The following is a 23,386-nucleotide window of genomic DNA, read 5'->3' on the forward strand; positions in this document are numbered from 1 at the left end:
GATTTAATCAATCTATGTCAAAATATTTTTACACCACCCATGGAGAAGGATTTCCCGTAATCTTTCTCCATGGTTTTTGTGAGACCTCCCAAATCTGGGAGCAATGGATAAACCTTCTGCCGAAAAGCTTTCAAAGCATCGCGCTGGATTTACCCGGATTTGGGAAAAGTGATCCTATCCATCCAAAATCTCTGGAAGATATCGCTCGGTATATAGCTGATTTTATGGAGGAGCAAGGCATTGAAAAGACTATTATGGTGGGGCACTCACTTGGCGGCTATATCACGCTGGAGTTTGCCCGATTGTTCCCGGAAAAGCTTAAAGGCTTTGGCCTTTTCCACTCCACGGCTTATGAAGATGCGGAAGAGAAAAAGAAAAACCGCACCAAAACCATCGAGTTTGTTCGGGAAAAATCAGTTGCTGCTTTCTCTAAAGATTTTGTCAAAAATCTATTCGCCCCGGCCAATGTTCCACTAATGGCAAAAGAGATAAAAATGCTTTCCGAATTGGCCGCGGATACGCCTAAAGATACTTTTTGTGATTATGCCGCCGCCATGAGAGACCGGGCAGACGCCAAAACAGTATTAGAACAATTTAACCGACCAATATTTATGATAGCCGGTAAGGAAGACCCTGCCGTTAGCCTTCAGGACAGCCAAATGCAAGCCCGATTAAGTCAATACATCACCTTGCACCAACTGGACAATGTAGGACATATGGGCATGTTTGAAGCTCCAGAGGAAACCGCCCAGATGGTAGCAGGATTTATCTCGGCAGTGAGTAAATTCTAATGGCTTAACAATTACCCTTTATGAAAAAATCCTTATTACTTTTTACCCTATGTTTTTGGGGTGCTTTTGCCTGGGCACAGGCGAAAAAAGACCTTAACATTGATGACATTTTTAAAAATGGCGTATTCAGAGGCCAATCTGTATACGGCATTAATTGGATGAAAGATGGGCAGTACTACAGCAGCATGATCCGGGATATCAACGGTGATTTTGTAGTCAAGATGGACATTCAATCCGGCCTGCCGGTGGACACCCTGGCCTCTTCCAAAGGCCTGACAGACCTATTGGATAAAAGCATCCGCATTGATGCCTACCACTTTTCTGCCGATGAGCAAAAAATATTGATAGAAACGGAGCATGAAGCCATTTACCGCCGTTCGTGGAAAGCTTTCTACTATGTTTATGACCGTCAGGCAAACACCGTAGTGGCCTTAGCCGAAGGAGACAAGCAATCTTTTGCGACCTTTTCACCTGATGGTAATAAGGTGGCTTTTGTAAGAAACAATAATCTATTTGTGACGGATTTGGCCACCATGGAAGAAACTGCCGTTACTACAGATGGCCAGTATAACGCCTTATTGCATGGAATGGGGGACTGGGTGTATGAGGAAGAATTCTCCATCGCCAAAGCCTTCAAATGGTCACCAGACAGTAAGAAATTAGCTTACCTTTCTTTTGATGAGTCTGAAGTAAAGGAATTTTCCATGGCAATGTATGGCAGTCTTTATCCGGTGGAATATAAATTCAAATACCCGAAGGCAGGGGAAAAGAATTCAGATATTTTCCTGAGCATTTATGATTTAGCTTCCGCAAAGACCACCGCTGTTGATAAGGGAAGTGAAGAAGATGTATATATCCCAAGAATGTACTGGTCCAATGACAGTCAGCATCTTTCTTATATCTGGATGAACCGATTGCAAAATGAATTGGAGTTGAGAGCAGCCAATGCTACGGATGGAAAGTTTGAGCTATTGTTGAAAGAAACAAGCAAGACTTATGTTGATCTTGATTTTAACGATCAGATCGAATTCCTGGCAGACGGCAGCTTCATCCGCACCTCAGAAAAGGATGGCTTTAAACACATATATTTGCATGATGCCGCTGGCAAGGAAATCCGCCAGATCACCAGTGGAGCCTGGGAGGTGAGTTCTATTGTGGGAGTGGACAAGAAGAAAAAGAAAATTTACTTTTTGTCAAGAGAGCAAAGCAGCCTGGAAGATCAGTTTTATGTTGTGGACTATAAAGGAAAAGGTAAAAAGCAGCTAAGCACTCGCGAAGGTAATCACAGCATCAATTTCTCCGGAGACTTCAAATACTACATTCAATACCAATCCAATGTGGAGCAGCCACTAAGAGTGACGCTTCACAATTCAAAGGGACAGGAATTAAAAGTTCTGGAGGAAAATGAAGCACAGGCAGAAACCTGGGCCAATTACCAAATCGGGACAAAGGAATTTATGACGGTAAAAGCGGCGGATGGTCAAACGGACCTTAACGCTTATATGATTAAGCCTGCCGACTTTGACCCCAATAAAAAATATCCTTTGCTGATGTTTGTTTATGGCGGGCCAGGCTCACAGATGGTGAAAAACTCCTTCCCTTCTTCCAGGGATGCCTGGTACTTTATGTTGGCCAACCAGGGCTATTTAGTAGCCTGTGTGGACAACCGCGGTACCGGTGGCAAAGGACGTGACTTTAAGCACATCACTTATAAGGATTTGGGGAAAATAGAGTCCGAAGATCAAATTTATGCGGCAAAATCATTTGCCCGGGAAAGCTATATTGATGAAAGCCGTATTGGTATTTGGGGCTGGAGCTTTGGTGGATATATGTCCTCGCTTTGCTTGATGAAAGGTGCAGATGTTTTCAGCACTGCTATTGCGGTTGCTCCGGTAACGAACTGGCGTTATTATGACACCATTTATACGGAACGTTACCAATCTACACCACAGCTTAACCCCAACGGTTATGATGATAATTCTCCCGTATTCCATGTAGACAAATTAGAAGGAAATTTCTTCCTGATTCATGGAACAGCCGATGATAATGTTCACTTTCAGAATGCAGTAGAATTGGAAAATGCGCTTATTAGTGCTAACAAACAGTTCCGCTCTTTCTACTATCCGAACAGAAACCACGGCATTTACGGAGATAATGCTACCCGACACCTTTACACCATGATGACGAATTACATCCTGGAAAAACTATAAGGGCGGAGTTCATAAAATATTAAGGGGATGCTAGTAATAGTGTCCCTTTTTTTTGGCCTGCTATTAATTCATTCTATTGGCCAGATCCTGTAATAAGTTCAAACCGTTTATCTGCTCATCCAAAACAGGACTTTTCGAAGTTTGATAGCTCATTAAATCATCAGCATACTCAAAATCTTCTGCCAATTTTTTCACCAAAGACTCCAATGCGTCGTTCAACTCACGCATGGAATTCAATAAGTTATCTAAATTATTTTCTTCCATTATTCAATTGTTTATGTTCGCAGATACAATTACAATAACTCTGCCTAAGCGATGGAAGATTCCAAGAAAATACCAACATCTAGGTTTAAGGATAAAATACATTGTTTAAGTTCAATTAAAAATTTTAAGGACGAATAAGCCGGGAGGAAAACCATGGTTGAGGATAAAAATTTCCCAAAAAAATACGCCATTATTGATATTGAGACGACGGGTGGGAATACCAAGGAAGAAAAAATTACGGAAATCGCCATTTTTATTCACGATGGGGAAAAAGTGATCCAAGAGTTTAGCAGCTTGATCAATCCGGAGAAAAACATCCCCTATCACATTACCCGATTGACCGGCATTGATAATGAGATGGTCGCTGATGCTCCTCGTTTTTTTGAGGTGGCGAAGGAAATTGTGGAGATCACGGAGGACTGTATTTTTGTCGCCCATAATGTCGGCTTTGATTACCAATTTGTTCGGCAGGAATTCAAAAGCCTGGGTTTTGAATATAAGCGTCCCACGCTTTGCACTGTGAAAATGAGTCGCGCCCTCTTACCGGGTTTCCCCTCTTATAGTCTGGGCAAATTGACGGACCGGCTTGGGATCCACATTTCGGCCCGTCACCGCGCCTTTGGAGATGCGGAGGCGACCGTAAAACTTTTTGAAATCCTGCTAGAAAAGGATACCGGCAAAATTCAGCTTCAGCTCCCACAAGCGCATCAATACCGAAACCATTTACATCCAAAATTTCAACATCAAGATGTAGAAGCGCTTCCGGAAGATCCGGGGGTATATTATTTTCTGGATGAGCAAGGACAATTACTCTATATTGGAAAAAGCATTAATATCCACAAAAGGGTATTAAGTCATCTGTACAATACTAAAACGAAAAAAGCGATACAACTCAAATCACAAATCGTCAATATTGATTTTGTTTCTACTGGAAACGAACTGGCGGCTTTGCTTTTGGAGTCCCATGAGATTAAGAAAAATAAACCACCCTTCAACCGGGCATTGAGAAGAAGTAAATTTCATTATCAGCTATTCGCGGGCTATAATTTGGAAGGCTACATCACTTTCAATATTGCCAAGGATGATCCTCATGGCACGCCGATTTACCAATTTTCCAACCGGAATGCCGCACAGGAATTTATGTTTCAGGCAGTAGAAAAATATGACCTTTGCCAAAAGCTTAGTGGTTTATATAAAAGTCAAAAAGAGTGTTTTAATTATACCCTGAAACGCTGTAAGGGAGCCTGCCTGGGAAAAGAAGAAGTGAATGCCTATAATCAGCGTGCACAACTACTCCTGGATCGTTTTCAATATGATGAGCAAAATTTTCTTTTGGTGGAAGATGGTCGACAACCGGGCGAATATTGCCTCGTGCTGGTGGAGAATGGGGTTTATCAAGGCTTTGGTTATGTGGAGAAGGAGTACTACCAAAATGATGTGCATTATTTGAGGGACTTCATTCAGGCTTATGAAAATAATCGGGATACGCACCGGATTCTGCTCTCACACCTTCGGAAAAAGAAGAAAGTCCGGATGTTAAAGTGGAATTAGGTTTTGAGCCTGGTTTAGCTACCTTAAGACTAAGCCTTTGTTGTTGATCTTGTAATAGCCTATTAATAAGCTTGGGCTTATCAAAAAAAAGCTATATCCCTGAAATTAAATTTTTATAAGCACTTTTGGGACCTTCAGCACCTATTTCGGATTAAGATAAATGGATAATTTTCCTCCTTTCCTTTTTCATTTTTTCTTGATAAAAAACGAAACAAAAAAATCAAGGCTGTGATCAATGTTGGCGGGCCAAGGAACCTGCTGCCGGAATCCATCAAGGCGACATTTGGAGAGGACAGGAGAATGGTAAAATCCTGCAGAAATGTCGCTGTGATGCCTTCTGGTCGCCAGCAGAACCCTTGTCGATCCGCCCATTGATCAAGGCCGGAAGGTTGTGATGGAAGGTGCCGCAGCTAACTACAACCTCAAAATAATTCGTGAAAATTCGAGCCATTCGTGGCTAAAAAAAAATCCATTTAATCGTGAGCGCCAATTCACCAACTACGCGAAATAAGTAAATCCTCTCCTTTTCAACCTTGATCTTTGCGTCCTCGCTAAGACCCTAAATTGAGTGAGCGTCCGCTCATAAATCCACTAAATTACATTTGTTAATCCCTTAACTCCTGAAAATCATCCCAAAAGCTCATTAGTAGAATTATCCGGCCAATTACTCATTTCTATCTTCACATAATGCTACACCTTCTTCTTTTCATTTTTTCTTGATAAAAAACGAAACAAAAAAATCAAGGCTGTGATCAATGTTGGCGGGCCAAGGAACCTACTGCCGGAATCCATCAAGGCGACATTTGGAGAGGACAGGAGAATGGTATAATCTTGCAAAAATGTCGCTGTGATGTCTCCTGGTCGCCAGCAGAACCCTTGTCGATCCGCCCATTGATCAAGGCCGGAAGGTTGTTGTGGAAGGTGCCGCAGCTAACTACAGCCCCAAAAGCAACCTCAAAATAATTCGTGAAAATTCGAGCCATTCGTGGCTAAAAAAAAATCCATTTAATCGTGAGCGCCAATTCGCCAACTACGCGAAATAAGTAAATCCTCTCTTCTTCAACCCTGGTCTTTGCGTCCTCGCTAAGACCCTAAATTGAGTGAGCGTCCGCTCATAAATCCACTAAATTACATTTGTTAATCCCTTAACTCCTGAAAATCATCCCAAAAGCTCCCTAGTTGAATTATCCGGCCAATTGCTCATTTCTATCTTCACATAATGCTACACCTTCTTCTTTTCATTTTTTCTTGATAAAAAACGAAACAAAAAAATCAAGGCTGTGATCAATGTTGGCGGGCCAAGGAACCTGCTGCCGGAATCCATCAAGGCGACATTTGGAGAGGACAGGAGAATGGTATAATCTTGCAAAAATGTCGCTGTGATGTCTCCTGGTCGCCAGCAGAACCCTTGTCGATCCGCCCATTGATCAAGGCCGGAAGGTTGTGATGGAAGGTGCCGCAGCTAACTACAACCTAAAAGGCAACCACAATATAATTTGTGAAAATTTGTGCAATTGGTGGCAAAAAAAACACCCATTTAATCGTGAGCGCCAATTCGCCAACTACGCGAAATAAGTTAATCCTCTCCTCTTCAACCCTGGTCTTTGCGCCCTCGCTAAGACCCTAAATTGCGTGAGCGTCCGCTCATAAATCCACTAAATTGGATTTGTAAATCCCTTATCTCCTGAAAATCATCCCAAAAGCTCATTAGTAGAATTATCCGGCCAATTACTCATTTCTATCTTCACATAATGCTACACCTTCTTCTTTTCATTTTTTCTTGATAAAAAACGAAACAAAAAAATCAAGGCTGTGATCAATGTTGGCGGGCCAAGGAACCTGCTGCCGGAATCCATCAAGGCGACATTTGGAGAGGACAGGAGAATGGTATAATCTTGCAAAAATGTCGCTGTGATGCCTTCTGGTCGCCAGCAGAACCCTTGTCGATCCGCCCATTGATCAAGGCCGGAAGGTTGTTGTGGAAGGTGCCGCAGCTAACTACAGTCCAAAAAGCTTCCTCAAAATAATTCTTGAAAATTCGAGCCATTCGTGGCTAAAAAAAAATCCATTTAATCGTGAGCGCCAATTCGCCAACCACGCGAAATAAGTACATTTCCTCCCCTACTCTTCAACCCTGGTCTTTGCGTCCTCGCTAAGACCCTAGATTGCGTGAGCGTCCGCTCATAAATCCACAAAATTGGATTTGTAAATCCTTATCTCCTGAAAGTCATCCCAAAAGCTCATTTGCAGAATTACGTATCCAATTGCACATTTCACTCTTCACATAATGCTACACCTTCTTCTTTTCATTTTTTCTTGATAAAAAACGAAACAAAAAAATCAAGGCTGTGATCAATGTTGGCGGGCCAAGGAACCTGCTGCCGGAATCCATCAAGGCGACATTTGGAGAGGACAGGAGAATGGTAAAATCCTGCAGAAATGTCGCTGTGATGCCTTCTGGTCGCCAGCAGAACCCTTGTCGATCCGCCCATTGATCAAGGCCGAAAGGTTGCTGTGGAAGGTACTGCAGCTAACTACAGTCCAAAAAGCTTCCTCAAAATAATTCTTAAAAATTCGAGCCATTCGTGGCTAAAAAAAAATCCATTTAATCGTGAGCGCCAATTTGCCAACCACGCGAAATAAGTACATTTCCTCCCCTACTCTTCAACCCTGGTCTTTGCGTCCTCGCTAAGACCCTAAATTGCGTGAGCGTCCGCTCATAAATCCACTAAATTGCATTTGTTAATCCCTTATCTCCTGAAAATCATCCCAAAAGCTCATTAGTAGAATTATCCGGCCAATTGCTCATTTCTATCGTAAGCCTTCAGCTAACCACTGTTTCCTCCAACCTCCCCACCACATACCTTTGCTCTAAAAAAAATGAGGAAAACAAAGGCCGTTAAAGAGGCTCATATCAAAAAGTGGGAGATGAGTGGATTGAGTCAGGCAGATTACTGTAGGAAAAATGGGATCCCTTCAGGGTCCTTCAGAGGGTGGTTAGCTGCCTGGAGGAAAGAGCAGGATGTTGAAAAAACACCAGAACCGCGTTTTGTAGAGATCAAAACCGATATGATTTTAGAAGAAGCAGCCCATGCTTCAGCTACAGCAGTGATAGTATTCAGGCTGAAGACTGGTAATGCTATAGAAATTCCGGTCTCCGCACCGTCACATGTTATTGAATTAATTCTTTCCACATGCTTAGCGTAGGTCCTAACGATAAACTCAATTTCTATGCGGAGGCTGTAGATATGAGAAAAGGTTTTGATGGCCTGAGTGGCCTGGTGGAAAATGAACTGGAAAGAGACCCCACCAATGGAGAGATATTTATTTTCATTAATAAGGCGAGAAATAAAATCAAGTTATTGCAATGGGAAGCTGGAGGGTTTGCCATTTACTATAAAAGGTTGGAAAAAGGGACGTTTGAAATTCCGAGTCATAAAGCTGGAGATAAATCCATTCCAATCCCGAAACACACCTTGGAAATGATGCTCTGTGGGATAAGTTTGGAGCAAAGAATTCAGAGAAAAAGATATGCCTGATAGACATCAAAAACCGCCTTAATTTATGTTTTAAGGCGGTTTTTTCGTATCTTTAGGTATGTCAGAGCAGCATTTTGAATCAGTTATTAAAGAGAAGGATGATGAAATTCTTTCATTGAAAGAACAGGTTAATTCTCTGCAACAACAATTGGATGCCGTCCTGAAATTACTAAAGACAGGTAAGTCTGAAAAACGAAAAAAATCGCACAAAGATTCTGATATCGAAAAGCCTCCCAGAAAAGCTCCAAAAGAAGGTTCTATCCCACCGGTAAGAAAGCCGATTAGCGACCATTTGGAGCGTGAGGTTGAACATTATAAGCTGGAGATCCCGGGAGCTCATTTTTTAGGCACAGAGGTTTCCGAATATAGGAAGATTTATCCTGAACGGATGGTGGTCAGACAGATCATCCGTTATAAATACAAGCTGCCAAACGGCGATATCGTTATCGCTGATTTTCCTCCGGATATTGTTTTGCCTAAGAGTGGTGCAGATGCGTCATTAATTGCTTATTTGCTTATTGGCAAATTTGACGACCACCTTCCTTGGGACAGACAGATTAAAATTTTAGCTCGTGAAACCGGTGAATCCCTTGCACCGAGTACCGTGATTAACTGGTTCAACAATGTGAGCCGTTTAATGCTACCACTTTTTGAAGAGGCCGTGAAAATGGCCCTAGAGGCGGGATACTTACAAATGGATGAATCACCCATTCAGGTACTTGATGGCGAAAAACCTGGTTCCTCTCACCGGGGATATATGTGGGTCAGGCATGTCCCCGAAAGCGGTTTGGTCATTTTTGATTATGCCAAAGGGAGAGGGAAGCAAATCCCAAAAGATTTATTAAAAAAGCTGCCTGATTTCCTGCAAACCGATGGTTACGCCGCCTATGATCAGTTTGGTCAAATTCCGAATATCAACTTGCTGGCTTGCTGGGCACATGTCCGGAGAAAGTTTGACGCCGCACTCAAAAACCACAGGAAGAAAGCGCAAATTGCACTGGATTTAATAGGGAGGCTTTATGCCCTGGAGACCAAAGCTAAAGAGGAGCAGTTTTCCCCGGAACAAATCCTGAAAATGAGAAAATCTGATAGCATAAAGATTTTGGAGGAACTCAAAAGTTGGGCACTTAAAGAACAGAAAGATGCGCTTCCAAGATCGCTCATCGGAAAGGCGATTAACTATATGCTTAACCTCTGGGATCGCTTGATCACCTTTACACAAGATCCCCAATTACATCCGGACAATAACCTGATTGAAAACCTGATCAGACCTTTAGCCCTCGGAAAAAAGAACTTTCTTTTTGCGGGCTCACATGCTGCTGCCCAAAATATTGCGATGTATTATTCCTTCTTCGGCACCTGTAAAGCTAATGGTATTAATCCATCCAAATGGCTGGAGGATGTGCTTCGAAGAATTAATAACCATTCTATTTCCAAAATCAGGGAGCTACTTCCGCTAGATGAAAATTTGGTTGCCAATCCTCAATGGCTTTAATTTTTTTACAAGTGTCGTTGGCTGAAGGTTTACTTTCTATCTTCACATAATGCTACACCTTCTTCTTTTCATTTTTTCTTGATAAAAAACGAAACAAAAAAATCAAGGCTGTGATCAATGTTGGCGGGCCAAGGAACCTACTGCCGGAATCCATCAAGGCGACATTTGGAGAGGACAGGAGAATGGTAAAATCTTGCAGAAATGTCGCTGTGATGCCTTCTGGTCGCCAGCAGAACCCATGTCGATCCGCCCATTGATCAAGGCCGGAAGGTTGTGGCGGAAGGTACCGCAGCTAACTACAGTCCAAAAAGCTTCCTCAAAATAATTCGTGGCATTCGTGGCAAAAAATCTCACAACCACCTCAGCAAAGTGCACCCACCGAAGCATATGTTTGAGGGAAAAGCAAGCCTACAGGAGTAGGCAATTAGAATCAAAAAAAATCCCGCTCTAATTTAAAGCGAGATTTTTTTAGTTTTTATTTCATTTATTTCAGCAGCGTCACATCTCCTACCAAACTCACGCGCTGTCCGTCATCCGTTCTGGCTTGCAACTTGAATATGTAAACCCCTGCCGGCAGGGCATCTCCGGAATTGAAATAGTAACCATTCCACCCTTCTCCCAATACTTCTGTCTGATAGATTAACTGGCCCCAACGGGTATAAACTTCCAGTCGATAACCCGTTTCAACCACATTAGGGGTGTAAGGTGCAAAGACGGGATAATAACCTCTTGTTCCATCATTTTCAGAAATATGACCGGAACCCGGACCATCTTGTCTAGGGACGAAGGAGTTTGGTGTATCGACTTTACCACCATCCCGTACCATCACTGGTCGCTCGATGGTTTTCTGCCCCTCACATCCAAATTCATTTTCCACATACATGGTGATGAAATAATCATCCGGCTGAGTGTAAAGATGCGTTGCATCAGGATTAGCAAACTCCGTCATGGTGCCATCTCCCCAGTCAATGGTATAAATATTTTTGGAACCGGTCACATAGCTCTCCAATTGTACCTCCGCATCCGGCAGGAAGACTCTTTCAGGCTTCACATTAAAATTCACACTAGGAACAGGGTGAATAATAACGTCCTTAATGATACTGAATATACCACCAGACACCGCATTCGTCGCTTCAAGTCTTACCGTATAAGTATTAGGATTTTCATACTCATGCTCCGGATGTACCTCATTAGACTTGGTCCCATCCCCAAAGTCCCAGGTGAAGATGGTGGTTTCATCGGTGTTCTTCGTTAGGTTTTCAAATTTAACCACCTGCGGCGCACAAGCCACCTCCGGAGTAGGCTCAAAGTCCACAATAGGGTTGGTCGCCTCCAATTTTAGGAATTGTGTAGCCTGAGCTTCGCATCTTTCATTGGAGACCAATAAAGTCAGATTAGCGACAGATGGTTTTTCTAGTACTACTGAACCTATTTGGGCTCCCACAAAAATTTCCTGTGCATTTAATATCCAACGATAGGTCCAATTTTCAGGAACGGAAGCATCATTGGTGGTATTAATAATGACAAATTCATTATCGGGCCAAAGTTGTGTATTGTCCTTGGCATCCACAATAAAAGAAGGACGAATTTCCGGATATACTTTTACCTCAACCGCATGAAAATCCTGACAGCCGTAAGCATCAGTACCGACCAGTTTCACTTCGTAAACAATCTCGTCCAGCGTGATATTAGGCAACTCAAAGAAAGGATTTTCCAATTCGGAAGTCGCAATAACCTCACCACTGGTCATATTAGTAACAGCCCATGCCCATGAAGAAGCATCAGTGATGTTCACCAAATTAGAGCTATTCTCCGCGCCGATGGTCAAAGGAGCACAACCTCCGTCAGCAGTCAATTCGAAGTAAACTTCCGGCGTTGGATTCACCTTGATCTCCTGCTCGAAAACATTGGAGCAGTCCGTTGCCGCATTATATACAGTAAGTTTAACGGTATGACGATTCTGCAGGAATGGAGAGGAATTGATAAACTCATGCGTCACCACTTTGCTGTCATGAACTTCCACGGTTCCGTCTCCAAAGTTCCAGGTGTATTCCAATCCTGCTACAAATTCCTCCACTTCAAAGACCGCTGCAAAAGGACTGCAAGACTGAGAAGGTCCCACAATGGCAAAATTGGGGTTAATACTATCCACCGATTGTGGCAGTATCTCGCTGTGCCCTGAGCAACCGGAATAAGTAATGGCCTCAACGCGCACCTGATCTCCATTTTTCAATCTGGAATAACGGAAACTGTTTCGCTCCAAATTAGCCGCAAAAGGCTCATCATTCACATAGAAAATATAGGTTTGAATATTCAAATCTGCATCTGCTGTAAATACCACTTCCTCTCCCGGACAAAGAATTTTCCCTGGTTTGTTTCGCTCTAAGACCACATTCGGAATTTCGTAAGCCGTAATTCTTAAGGTATCAGAAACTCGGGAACAACCCACACCATCCAGTTGAGTGACCGTCAAATGATAAGCCCCGGTTTCAGCCACCAAGATATCCGCTGAGGTTTCCCCAGCAATGGCCACCTCATCCTTAAACCACTGGTAGCTCACATTTTCATTTACCTCACTGGTCAAGGCTACAGATCCTCCAAAACAGAATTCTTTTGGCCCTTGGGCATTGATCTCCACATCCGGAGAAATCTGTATTTGCATCTCACTACTATAGGTATCCGTACATCCCAGGTCATTGGTAGCCGTCATCGTCACCCGGTATAATCCCGCCACTTTATAAGTATACTCTAATGTTTCTCCATAGCGAGGCAGGGTGAAATCTCCCATTTCCCAACGATAACTGTCAATATTTCCGGTAGACGCAGAAGCATCAAATACCGCCGGGGAACCTTCACATAGCAGATTGTCATGAACAAAGGTAGCGACAGGTCGTGGATTCACCGTCACCAGTCTTTCTGCCGAGATATCCGGGCAACCATATTGATTTCTGGCAAAATAACGTACTTCCCAAACCTGCGGCAGCGTGGTGGTATTATCAAAAATAAACTTAAGGTCTGTTAGCGTAATGGTTTCCCAAGCCGAGCTTCCCTGCAATCTTCTTTGATATTCCCCAAGGCTTTCATCATGCCCTCTGGAATTATTGATAAAGGACACTTCCAAAGGTCCACAGCCATAATTGTCCAACAGATCCAGATTTGCCAAGACTTGTGGATAAATCTCCACATTGAGCTGTTCGGTCTGGCGACAATAACCGGCATCTACGGTTAGCGCCACCGGATAGTTCCGAATATTTTCAAAAGAAGCATTCTCATAAAGGTGCGTTACTTCGGGCTCATCGGTCACCAGGGTACTTCCATCTCCAAAGCTCCAGGTGTATTTCAAATTTGGAATTAAATCCGTATTCCCCAGATTCGTTCTTTTAAAGGTGTATTCGGTGCCAGAACAAGCCGGATCCGGATGCGTGGCCGGTAGTAACACCTCCACCATAAACTCTATCTGCGGCATCACCTCCAAATCAGTAATGACCGTTTCAAAACAACCCAAATCCGTCCCTGCGGTATAAATCACCTCATAAGTCAATGGCAAGCCCGTATTATTTTGGAAAATGGCTTCATTGTTTCCATCCCAGTTCAGGGGAAGTTTAGAAGATGGATCGCCTTTAATCTGATATTCCCAAAGATCCAGATCAGGATTATGACCGCTGGTCACGTTCACCAATTTTACACTTAAAGGCGTACATTCCGAATTCGGCACCAGGTTATAGGCAATGAATGGTTTGGGGTTCACGATAAATTCTACCTCTTCCGCCTCTGACTCACAACCATTAATGGTTTGCGTCACATAGAGGGTGTAAAGACCGGGATAACTGGTATCCACATCCTCTGCGGCAGGGGTGAAAGTATTCCCGGATCCGACCCAAGAGCCTGAACCCAGAATGCTACTATTGTACCAATTGACCTCCTGCCCCGTAGCGGTTAAGGCTTGTAGCGCATCATCCTGACAATAATCAAGCACTCCCGACACCACCGGGGTTTCCGGCGTCGGCTTCACGGTAATGGTGAACCTCATTGGGGTTGTATAACAGCCCTGTGTGTTTCCGATCACTTCAATATTCGCCACCTGATCCACATCAGTATCATTCACTGAAGTAAATACCGGTAAATTTCTATCGCCGGAAGCCGCCAAACCAATGGATGGATTATCATTGGTCCAGGTATAAGAGGCTGCACCGGAAAATGCCGGAATTACCACCAGCTCATCCGGACAAACTGCCACATCGGGAAGTTGATCCACATTTAGGCTTGGTCGAATGAAAATACCGACTTCCCGTTCTACAGATTGGCACAGAATGCTATTGGCGGCATCAGTAATCAACATCCAAACACGATAGCGTTGTTCCTGAATATTGGCATCCGTATTGGTCAATACAGAACCGGCGGCGCCATTTCCATTAGCATCCACTTCAAACATACCGCTCACCAATGCGCCATTGACGTTGGCATTCGCAATACTTTCAAAACGGAACTGAATTTTCTGACCATTTGAGGTTTGTACATGGGTACTTACCTCAAAACCTCCGTATTCCACATTACAAATTTGCTCTTGCTGGGCTTTCAAATCGAAGGTAAGGTTTGGATCAACTACCACCTCCCTCACAATTTCAGGTCCATCACACAAGCCGCCATCGGTTACAGCCCGGAAATAATAGGTGACGGTCTGCGGCACAGCAGACATATTGGTGATGGTCTCTGCCAATACGTCCCCCACATTACCATATCGTTCAAAATTCGAATAACCAAAGACCTGATCGCTGGCACATTCTGCACGATAAGCAATCTGGAAACCTGTAATATTAATCAATGATTGTAATTCTAGGCTGGTCTGCCCCTCCGAACAAATTCTCGGCGCGGCATTACTCACCTGAATGTCCAAAGTCGGATAAACCTGCACCGTTGTTACGATTTCCTCCCCTTCGCAATTGTCATAATAAGGGCGCAAGGTGATGGTTAAAGTCTGTATTTCATTGGAGGTATTGGATAAAGCGTCCAAGATTTGGGCTTCTCCGTTTACCGCTAAAAGATCAATATTTGGGTTAAATCCGGATAAAGCCGGATCGGAAGCTACTGCCGTTCCTTTGAATCTAATTTCGGCATTAGGCAATAGGGCGTTGATCAAATTTGGTGAGCTCAATAGGATATCCATTGCCGCTCCATTACAAATTTTCTCCAGCTTATTGCTAATGGACATGACCGGTACCGGCTTCACAATCACTTCTTCCCTAACCGATACCACTTTGTTATTATCACAACCCTGCACCGTTGGGGTGGCTTCATAAACCATTTTCTGAGGTTCGAAAGTTCTATTTTCCAACACACCGGCAATGGTGTAAGCAGGAGCAACCACTGATCCATTTTGAACGCCATCTCCTACTACAGTTCCAAATCCACCTTCCGAAATAGAAGAGTAAGTATACACCAAATTAAATCCATTGATCAAATTCGTTGCCGAGGTCATCTCCAGATTAATTTGATCCCCGCTACAAATGCTCTCCGGTAAAGTGGACAAACTGATCACCGGTGTTGGATTTACACTTACAGTAGTGACTTCGGTCAGGCCAGGTAATGCACAACCATTTCTCCATGGAGTAACTTCAAAGCTATAATCCTGAGGATCCTGCCCTAGGTTTTCCAAAGTTTCGGCTATACTCTCATAATTCAACAGCTTGATTGGGTCTCCATTGCCATCCAGCTGCGGAACGCCATCAATAGCATAGGTAAAATACAATTGATTCGCCGGACTCACCGGTGTTCTGACCAGGATAGCCGTTTCTGCTTCGTCACAAATCTCTGCTCTGTTATTCTCCAAAGTCACTACCGGCTGAGGATTCACAATGGTAGTTATGGTAAATGGAAGAGAAACACAGCCCGGATCACCATTATAGGCTGTATAAACCACCTCGAAGCCCTGATCAGAATAGGTAGTATTACCTAAAGTCCAATTAATGGCGCCTTGGCCACTATCTGCCGTAGGTAATCCATTAATATTTTCATTACGCACCAACGCCCAGTTAAAGTCCGTCACGGCCATTCCGCTTTCGGTTTCCGGCGTAATCACCAATTCCGTATCAGAACAGATCGCCAGGGTGGATGGCATATTAGGATCCATAGCAGGGCGAACATTGATATTGAACACGACCTCTGTTCCATTCTGACAATTATTCAGATTTCTCACCAATGGATATACCTTCTCTCCATCTCTCACCTGATGGGCAAATTTATTGCTCACCTCGGAAGTATAATGTTCATCTACATACCAGAACACTAAAATGTCTGAATCCGTGCTGCCTTTAACGTCTGCCTCATAATTGGTCAGATTCACCGTTGAGGTTAATCCTCCTGCATTATCCGTACATACCTCATAGGTCTGCGGGAAAGCATCCGGCAATGGTAATACGGTCAAAATAGCTTCTTCTCCCGGCTCCGGTCTGGCTGTTGTACTACAGAAGCCTGCGGAGGAACCGATGGTAACACTATATCTATATTGATCCTTGCTGCCTACATTCTTCACCAACAGGAATTCCTGATTTACTCCTTCATAATCCGCATCTGCCGGATCAATATCCACCCAGCTGGCACCACCGTCGGTACTTACCTGCCACTGGTAGGTCGGCTGATAAGTATTCAAAGCATCGGCATAAAACTCCGCTTTTCCCCCAAAAGCATCACAAACCGACTGCGAAACCAATGGCACTCTTAGGGCCGGTTTTTTATAAATGGTCAACACGGCATTCTGCGAAATTTGCCAGTTGCCATTATCACACAATCCCTGGATTTTCGCACGGAAGTTGGCATTATTATTATCCGCCGTGGTAAAAGCCTCATGAACCGTAAGTTGTCGCGTACTTACTCCTGAAAATTCAGTTCCATCAGTCAAAGCTACCCAGGCTCTGGATCCGGAATCCCAACGCTCCCATTGGATAACAGGGCGATTTTCAGGTAAAGCGGAATCATAGGGCTCAATTTCAATATCAAATGCGGCCGGATTGTCCTCACAAATTTCCACATTCACCGGATCTCTGCTGATCATCGGTTTTGGAATGATATTCAGGGTAACGGCATTACTTTCCTCCAAACCATTACAGGCCAAAATTTCCAGTTTGAACTGCGCACCATTCAATACCAGATAGTTGGCATTTCTCACCACTAAGGTTGGGGAAGAAACATTGGAAAAATAGGTTAAATAATCCCCTCCCATTCCGTCATCAAAATCGGTTACCAAACCAAAAGTTGCTCCAGCATCTGTGGAGATGTACCAGGTATAGGTATTGCCCTCAATGATGTCGGAAGCAATTTCGATATCCCGCTCACCATCACAAATTTGGGAAGCCTGTACGGAGATGGTTGGCGTTCCAATAGAAGGTGCCACTTCCACTTCCACCTCTTTATCGGTGAAACAACGCTTGCTACCGGCAGCAATTTCATAAGCTCTGATGGAGTATTTGGCAATTTGCGTAGCGGCTTCATTGTGGGTCAGGACATCTTTAATATCAAAAGTGGTCACATTGCCAAATGAACCGTCCACTCCACCGGAAATATTCGCTCCATCGAAAGTGTACTCATAATCATAAGCTGTGGTAGAACTCACATTTAAATCTACCTCAGCTCCGGAACAAATTCTGTTCTCCGCCAGGAAGGTTTCAAAATCAGGACTAGGGCTCACAGGCACTGTAATTTCAGCCACTGTCGCACAGCCTGTTACCACATTTCCGCCACCATCCAACACTGGATTCCCGTCACTATCTTTGACAATGGTGCTAATTTTCACCTGCACCTTAATATTACCGGAAGAAATAAAAGTCAAATCCTTTTCCTGATCCGTTGCACCATCGGCTATTTGATAGTCAAAGGAACGCACCCATTCATATTCGTAATCTTCCGGTACAAAGGGATCAATTCTGAAAGTGACCGTTTCAAACTCACAAATTTTGTTTTCATTAGTAGATACTGCATGCGCCAATGGTTCCGGGTTTACCACTACCGGCAAACTTGCCCATGGAGAGGGACAGTCCAAATTGTTTGGATACTGCTGCACGATCTGCGCCTGAATATCATAAGCACCAGACACATTATACTGCACGAAGAAAGACTTCGTCTGAGAAATAATGGAAGAAGTGGTCGAACCGTCATCCGGATCTACCCGGTAATCATAATTCCAGGTTCCGGTGTAAGCGTTTTGGTTAAAACCGTAAATCCCCTGTGGTAAAATCCCGGAATCCATACAGAAATCCGATTGGCCGGTCATGGATGGCTCAGCAGGTCTGGCACGGGTTAACAAGCCCTGATGAATATCAGGGTTGTTATCCACCAATACGCTTTTACAACCAAACTCATCCTCTACCTGAACATAAAAAGACTTACCGGTGAAATTCGGATATAATGGTTCATCAGGATAAATATTCGCATAATCCGGATGGGTGTTGTCGACCAATTCACCCGTAGCCATTTGCACCGGCTGGCCTCCGACAAACTCAAACCATCTCACCTCATTAGACGCACGGCCATCAGGCATTAAAATATTGGCTTCCAGGGCAACATCATCCCCAAAACATACTTCCTGATCCCCGGCCGCTTTCACTTCCGGCAAAGCATAAACTTTGGCTTCAATCTCATGCTCAGCTTTACATTCCAAACCGGAGGTCGTGATCAAATCATCCATCACTTCATATCTGATGACATATTCTTTGGACTGATCAGCAAAATCGACGGTCTGGCTAAAGTTAAAATTAGGGGAATTATTACCCTGATTCACATTATCCAAATACCAGCGGTAGGAATAGTTCCCTGTACCACCGACTTGTTGCCCTTCTAGTAATTCATTGACATTCGAACAAGCCGCCAATTCATCCGGTAAATTGCTAATGACAATTTTGGCATTATGATAAATGGCAACCGTATCTGAGAAATTCTTTTTGACGTCCACATTACAGGCCGCCACTACATTGGTCGGGTACAATAATAATTTATTGGTAACCCCATCCTCAGTCGAAGTGTTAGGGGTAAAGGTATTTCCACCAATGGTACCCGGGAAATCAGGAATGGCTTCCACCACATCCCAGGCATAGTCTCCCACATTTGCGGAAGGGATATTTTTATCTGTTCGCTCGGCATTAAGGGTGACCTCCACACCATAGCAAAACTTATCATCAATTAAAGGATTGACTTTCGGAGTTGGATAAATATAAACCGGAATATCCACAAAGGCCTCCTGACAAGCCGCAATATTGGAAGGGTTGCGAACAAAAAACCTTAAGGTGATTTGCTGATCCTCATCGAGTAATACCGGCTTATAGAAATTGTCAAAATACTTGGAGGAACTCACATCCACTTCAGCGCCACTATCGTCAAATTTAAATTTACCACTGCCACTTAAGATGGTCCATTCCACTTCCGTTTCTCCAGAGAAGGTCAGACCAATATCTGTAGCCATTTGGGCCAAATCCAATTCAAAAGCACCACAGGCGGCATAAGTACTGGGGTCTGACACACTCACTAAAGGTATCTCATGTACCTCTTGCTGCCCTACTACTTTAGAGTAATCACAAACTTCTCCATTAGAAGCTGCTGCTGTTACAATGAGTCGCACTTCAAATGAGCCCGGCGCATTAAATTCATAATCAGCCACAGGGTCTGCTCCTCCATTCTCTCCATCCACCACAACAGTGGAATTATCCGCTAAATTTTTAATTTCCCATTTAAAATAAGTAGGCGTATAATCCAAAGCCGACCAGTTTGTTTTGTCTTCCAAAGTTACCGTGGTACCCTGGCAAATATCGGCAAAATTAACCTCTAAAATATTCGGCAATTTCATCACATGCACCAATTGGTTTACAATGGATACATTACAACCGGAGCCACCGGCGGTGTTGGTTAGGATCATCTCCACCCGATAAATTCCTGCGCTAGGAAAGTTCACCAAATTAGACCAGCTCGCATTTTGCGTGGCGGTATTTCCTGCCAGCAGGTGCTGCGCCTCTACCACATTTCCACTCTGATCCAAAACCCGAATTTCTACCTGGTCAAAATTGGCCGCAGGATAATTCGAATCTGTATTGATGGTATTTCTCCACTTCAATGCGGTGCCTTCATATACAAATAAATCCGAAGTGCAGTCCGGGCTGAAAGCGGAACCATCGCCATTTAACAATCCGGCAGGAATGGAAATGCCACTCTCATCCTTATCAGTTAAAATACCGGCTGTCGGGGCATTGGAATCAATGGTTACCCGCACACGATTAGTAGAAATAGTACAGGGATGCCCGTTATTGGTTTCGGTAACCTCCAGCCAAAACTCGAAGCTACCACTCAAATTCCCATCAGGAATAAAATAAGGTGAGGCAATATTTCCACCATCAGGGTTATTTCCTGCCGCATCCGAAAAAAGGTAATTGGTAATAATTCCCTCCCCTTCTCGGTCTGATCTCCACTGGTAAGTCAAAGTTCCACCAGAACCTCCCGCAGCGGTAGTCGTCTCCAATTGCAAGGGAACACCCGGACAAATGGTTTTGTCGCTAATATCAACCGTCCCTGTGGGGTTTTCAAAAATCGTCACCTCTCTGGTATCCTGAATTTCACAACCTTCACCAGAAACAGAATGGTTGAATCCATTTTCACTCACCGTAAAAGTATAAGTATGCGTGGTGTTTAATGCCGGATAGGTGCCATCAGCCGGATTAATGGTCACATTGATGTTATTCTGATTTAACCCTGAAGGGCCTGACCAATTATATTTAAAATTATTGGATCCGCCATTGGCCGCACCCAGCAACACAATAGACTCTCCTTCACATAATAATAAATCCAGCCCCGCATCTACATTGATTTCCGGATTAACCGTAATTTTCAGTTCATCAAACCTTTCTATACAACGATCTCCGAAATTATCCTGATCCTTATATCGGATGCGGACATTAAAGGTACGATTGGAGGTTTCCGGATCAAATGAGAAAGACAAATCACCATTGTTGCCATCTGTCCAGCCTTTTCTTCTACTCGCTCCTTCATAAACAGCATATTGAATTCGCCTTGTATCTCCATTTCCTAAAACCACGTCCCGAATGGTATTCGGGACTACCACTTTATATGCCTCTTCATAGCAAATAAAGGCATGCTGACCCGCATTGGTGGACTGCACTTCTACATAGGGCGTGCCATTAAAGCTTAGGTCAGGTCGCACCCAAACCTTGACTACATTAGAAACCAAATCATCTCCACAATTGGCCGAAGTGACCGTCCTTCTGTACTGAGTATCCACTAATAAATTCCCAGGCGTGTAATTCTTGTTTGTTGCCCCTGCAATCAAAGACCAATTGTTGCCGCCATCTTCGGATTTTTCCCAGATATAGGATAATCCTCCAAAGCCACCTGTAGGCGTAGAGCCATTAATGCGACCCGGGGACTCCCCAAAACAAATTTCGATTTCTGTACTATTATTTCGATCAAACCGCAGGGAATTATTCTTCAGCTCCGGATAAACAATAATGTCTACTTCATTTGAGATAGATTCACACAGCCCACCTGTACATTCATTTCCGGGAGTTCCTCCATTATCACAGGTTCCGGAGTATACTTTTCTTCTAAAGGAATAGGTAATAGGATTATTGGTGGTATTCGCTAACACCGGAGGATCATAAGTATTACCAGTAGCGCCTCCAATATTGGACCAGCCACCCCCATTTACCGATCGTTCCCACTGGTAAGTGTAAGTGCCTGCTCCAGCACCACCCGTTGGATTCGAACCAGTCAGTTCTGCCGGATTTCCTCCAAAGCAAATCTCCTGATCCGCTGCAATCGTATTGTTTTTTATTTCCGGATAAATTGTCAGGTTGACCTCTGTGGGTAAACTCTCACACTCCTCCGATCCAACAGTGGCGTAAGCTTGCGTCACCCAATAAGTATGAGTGGTAATATTATTGGGAAAAACATTCACAGAGGGACTAAACGGATTGCCCTCATAAATTGGCGTTATTGGCGTAGGCGAAAGTGTAGGATCCTGATCGTACCATCTTACCGTCGCTCCATTTTGAGCCGTTGCTCTTAAGGTAGGATCACCCCCCGCACAAATCGTGACATCCGGAACAATTGGAGGCTCAGGCGCCTCTACTGTACAAATGGTTCTGGTCCATAAATCTACCGGATCATTTGCATACGGAAAATCATTAGGGTTAAATGAGCCTGCAGGTTGATCTGATCCATTGGGGCCATATCGGTTACAGACGTTCCAACTCCGCAAACGCACGGAGAAACACTCATTTTCTCCCGCCAGTGGAGGAAAACGCACCGGCAGTGTGCGGCCTCCACCAGCAGTACCGCCTGGAATCCATTCTACTGGTCCATAATAAACTTGTCCACTGGGGATATCCTGACCACCAACGGATACCTCTCCACCCGTGACGGAGTTGGTTTCGCCATATACGTATTGTACCCATCGGCCCTCATTGTTGGGGTTTCTGCTTTCCTCTGGATTAGTAGTACAGTTCCAAATGGTCAAGTCAACTAAAAAGTGTTCATTTGTATTACCCGCACACATATTGTAGTCTCCTACTCCTCCAGAAGTAAAAAGACCTGAACCACCATTTAAGGCATCCTCTTCATTAATGGAATTCAAAAAATGGTTATCCTCTGTATCCCAAACAGTAACAAAACTACCAACCCCTACAAATTTGGTACACCTCACCCCATTAATCCTAATGTAAAGTTTTGGTAAATAAGTACAATTTTGCACCGCAAGATCATCATTATTCCCCCCTGGGGCTCCACTACCATTTTGATAATCATAGGTGTGTTGTCTTTCACTTACCCCCCAAAAATTAGAATTCATTGATAGGTTTTCAATGGGAATAACTTCTACTACCCCATCATCCCAATCGATTTCCACTTCACATAAAGCAGCATTAGCTGCACTCAAATTCCATCCATAACTCCACGTCACTGTAGCCTCCCCAGAACAGTTACCACTAGGGGTAAATAGTTTGAGGTCAGCGCCGGCATCACCAAGGATAGAACAATCTTGCGCAAGAAGATTGCGATTAAACAATAAAGCGCAACAAAAAAGAAAAAACGTAAACGTCCTTCTCATAATATATAGGTCGATGTTGATAACAATTGAAACTAAGAGGGGAAACTAAACTATAAAACCGAGAATTGATTTATAGAAAAAGTTCAAAAAGAGAACATATCAAAAAACGACAAGAAAATCTCACCTCCATTACAAATGTAAGAAAAGATAAAAAAATCAATAAGTCCACTGTTAGTGGCTGAAAATTTGTAATAAGCACCCTCTAAAATTGCCTAAAACCTAGTATAAAAAGTTGAACATCGGGAAATAAATAACGATTACGCTTAAAAATATCCCTAAATGAAGCAAAACTAAACACACGTAACTTTTTCCTCATTCACAACAAAAAAGCATAAAGAATTACATTTTTTGGATTTAAAAAACACAGACAGTACTTACACTAAGACCGAAAAACAGGAAAAATCATACTCCAAAAGGAAACCTTCTTGATATAATTATAA

Annotated in this window: 8 protein-coding genes; 6 read left to right on the forward strand and 2 right to left on the reverse strand. The window is 43.5% G+C overall.

The window, feature by feature from the left end; all coding sequences use genetic code 11:
• Positions 1 to 14 precede the first annotated feature (14 nt).
• On the forward strand, positions 15 to 791 hold the full coding sequence (locus NG22_RS08495; protein ID WP_053405352.1) for an alpha/beta fold hydrolase: 777 nt from the start codon (positions 15 to 17) through the stop codon (positions 789 to 791).
• A 20-nt stretch (positions 792 to 811) separates the two neighbouring features.
• Entirely contained in the window at positions 812 to 3,001 is a 2,190-nt protein-coding gene (locus tag NG22_RS08500; RefSeq protein ID WP_053405353.1) for a S9 family peptidase, read from the forward strand.
• A gap of 63 nt (positions 3,002 to 3,064) precedes the next feature.
• Here NG22_RS08500 and NG22_RS08505 read toward each other — a convergent pair whose 3' ends face one another.
• Positions 3,065 to 3,265, reverse strand: coding sequence for a hypothetical protein (locus tag NG22_RS08505; protein ID WP_053405354.1), 201 nt, complete (start codon positions 3,263 to 3,265; stop codon positions 3,065 to 3,067).
• A gap of 153 nt (positions 3,266 to 3,418) precedes the next feature.
• Here NG22_RS08505 and NG22_RS08510 point away from each other — a divergent pair, with 153 nt between their 5' ends.
• From NG22_RS08510 to NG22_RS08530, 4 genes are all read left to right on the forward strand, one after another.
• A complete protein-coding gene (locus tag NG22_RS08510) occupies positions 3,419 to 4,816 on the forward strand; it encodes an exonuclease domain-containing protein (RefSeq protein ID WP_053405355.1) in 1,398 nt (465 codons plus the stop codon).
• A gap of 2,880 nt (positions 4,817 to 7,696) precedes the next feature.
• Positions 7,697 to 8,023, forward strand: a complete 327-nt coding sequence (locus NG22_RS08520) for a hypothetical protein (RefSeq protein WP_053405357.1) — start codon at positions 7,697 to 7,699, stop codon at positions 8,021 to 8,023.
• The gene (gene tnpB, locus NG22_RS08525; protein WP_053405140.1) at positions 8,011 to 8,355 is read left to right on the forward strand and encodes an IS66 family insertion sequence element accessory protein TnpB; all 345 of its coding nucleotides are present in this window, start codon (positions 8,011 to 8,013) and stop codon (positions 8,353 to 8,355) included. The genes NG22_RS08520 and tnpB overlap by 13 nt, the downstream gene beginning before the upstream one ends.
• A gap of 58 nt (positions 8,356 to 8,413) precedes the next feature.
• Positions 8,414 to 9,850, forward strand: a complete 1,437-nt coding sequence (locus NG22_RS08530; protein WP_053405358.1) for an IS66 family transposase — start codon at positions 8,414 to 8,416, stop codon at positions 9,848 to 9,850.
• A 484-nt stretch (positions 9,851 to 10,334) separates the two neighbouring features.
• Here NG22_RS08530 and NG22_RS08540 read toward each other — a convergent pair whose 3' ends face one another.
• The gene (locus tag NG22_RS08540) at positions 10,335 to 22,946 is read right to left on the reverse strand and encodes a PKD domain-containing protein (protein WP_157600940.1); all 12,612 of its coding nucleotides are present in this window, start codon (positions 22,944 to 22,946) and stop codon (positions 10,335 to 10,337) included.
• Positions 22,947 to 23,386: the final 440 nt, after the last annotated feature.

It is taken from the genome of Persicobacter sp. CCB-QB2, from assembly GCF_001274635.1.
Classification (GTDB): domain Bacteria; phylum Bacteroidota; class Bacteroidia; order Cytophagales; family Cyclobacteriaceae; genus Persicobacter; species Persicobacter diffluens.

Excerpts from the sequence above, each read along its gene's own strand:
- NG22_RS08495 (WP_053405352.1), top strand. The coding sequence starts at position 15 with ATGTCAAAATATTTTTACACCACCCATGGAGAAGGATTTCCCGTAATC.
- NG22_RS08500 (WP_053405353.1), top strand. The coding sequence starts at position 812 with ATGAAAAAATCCTTATTACTTTTTACCCTATGTTTTTGGGGTGCTTTT.
- NG22_RS08505 (WP_053405354.1), bottom strand. The coding sequence starts at position 3,265 with ATGGAAGAAAATAATTTAGATAACTTATTGAATTCCATGCGTGAGTTG.
- NG22_RS08510 (WP_053405355.1), top strand. The coding sequence starts at position 3,419 with ATGGTTGAGGATAAAAATTTCCCAAAAAAATACGCCATTATTGATATT.
- NG22_RS08520 (WP_053405357.1), top strand. The coding sequence starts at position 7,697 with ATGAGGAAAACAAAGGCCGTTAAAGAGGCTCATATCAAAAAGTGGGAG.
- tnpB (WP_053405140.1), top strand. The coding sequence starts at position 8,011 with ATGCTTAGCGTAGGTCCTAACGATAAACTCAATTTCTATGCGGAGGCT.
- NG22_RS08530 (WP_053405358.1), top strand. The coding sequence starts at position 8,414 with ATGTCAGAGCAGCATTTTGAATCAGTTATTAAAGAGAAGGATGATGAA.
- NG22_RS08540 (WP_157600940.1), bottom strand. The coding sequence starts at position 22,946 with ATGAGAAGGACGTTTACGTTTTTTCTTTTTTGTTGCGCTTTATTGTTT.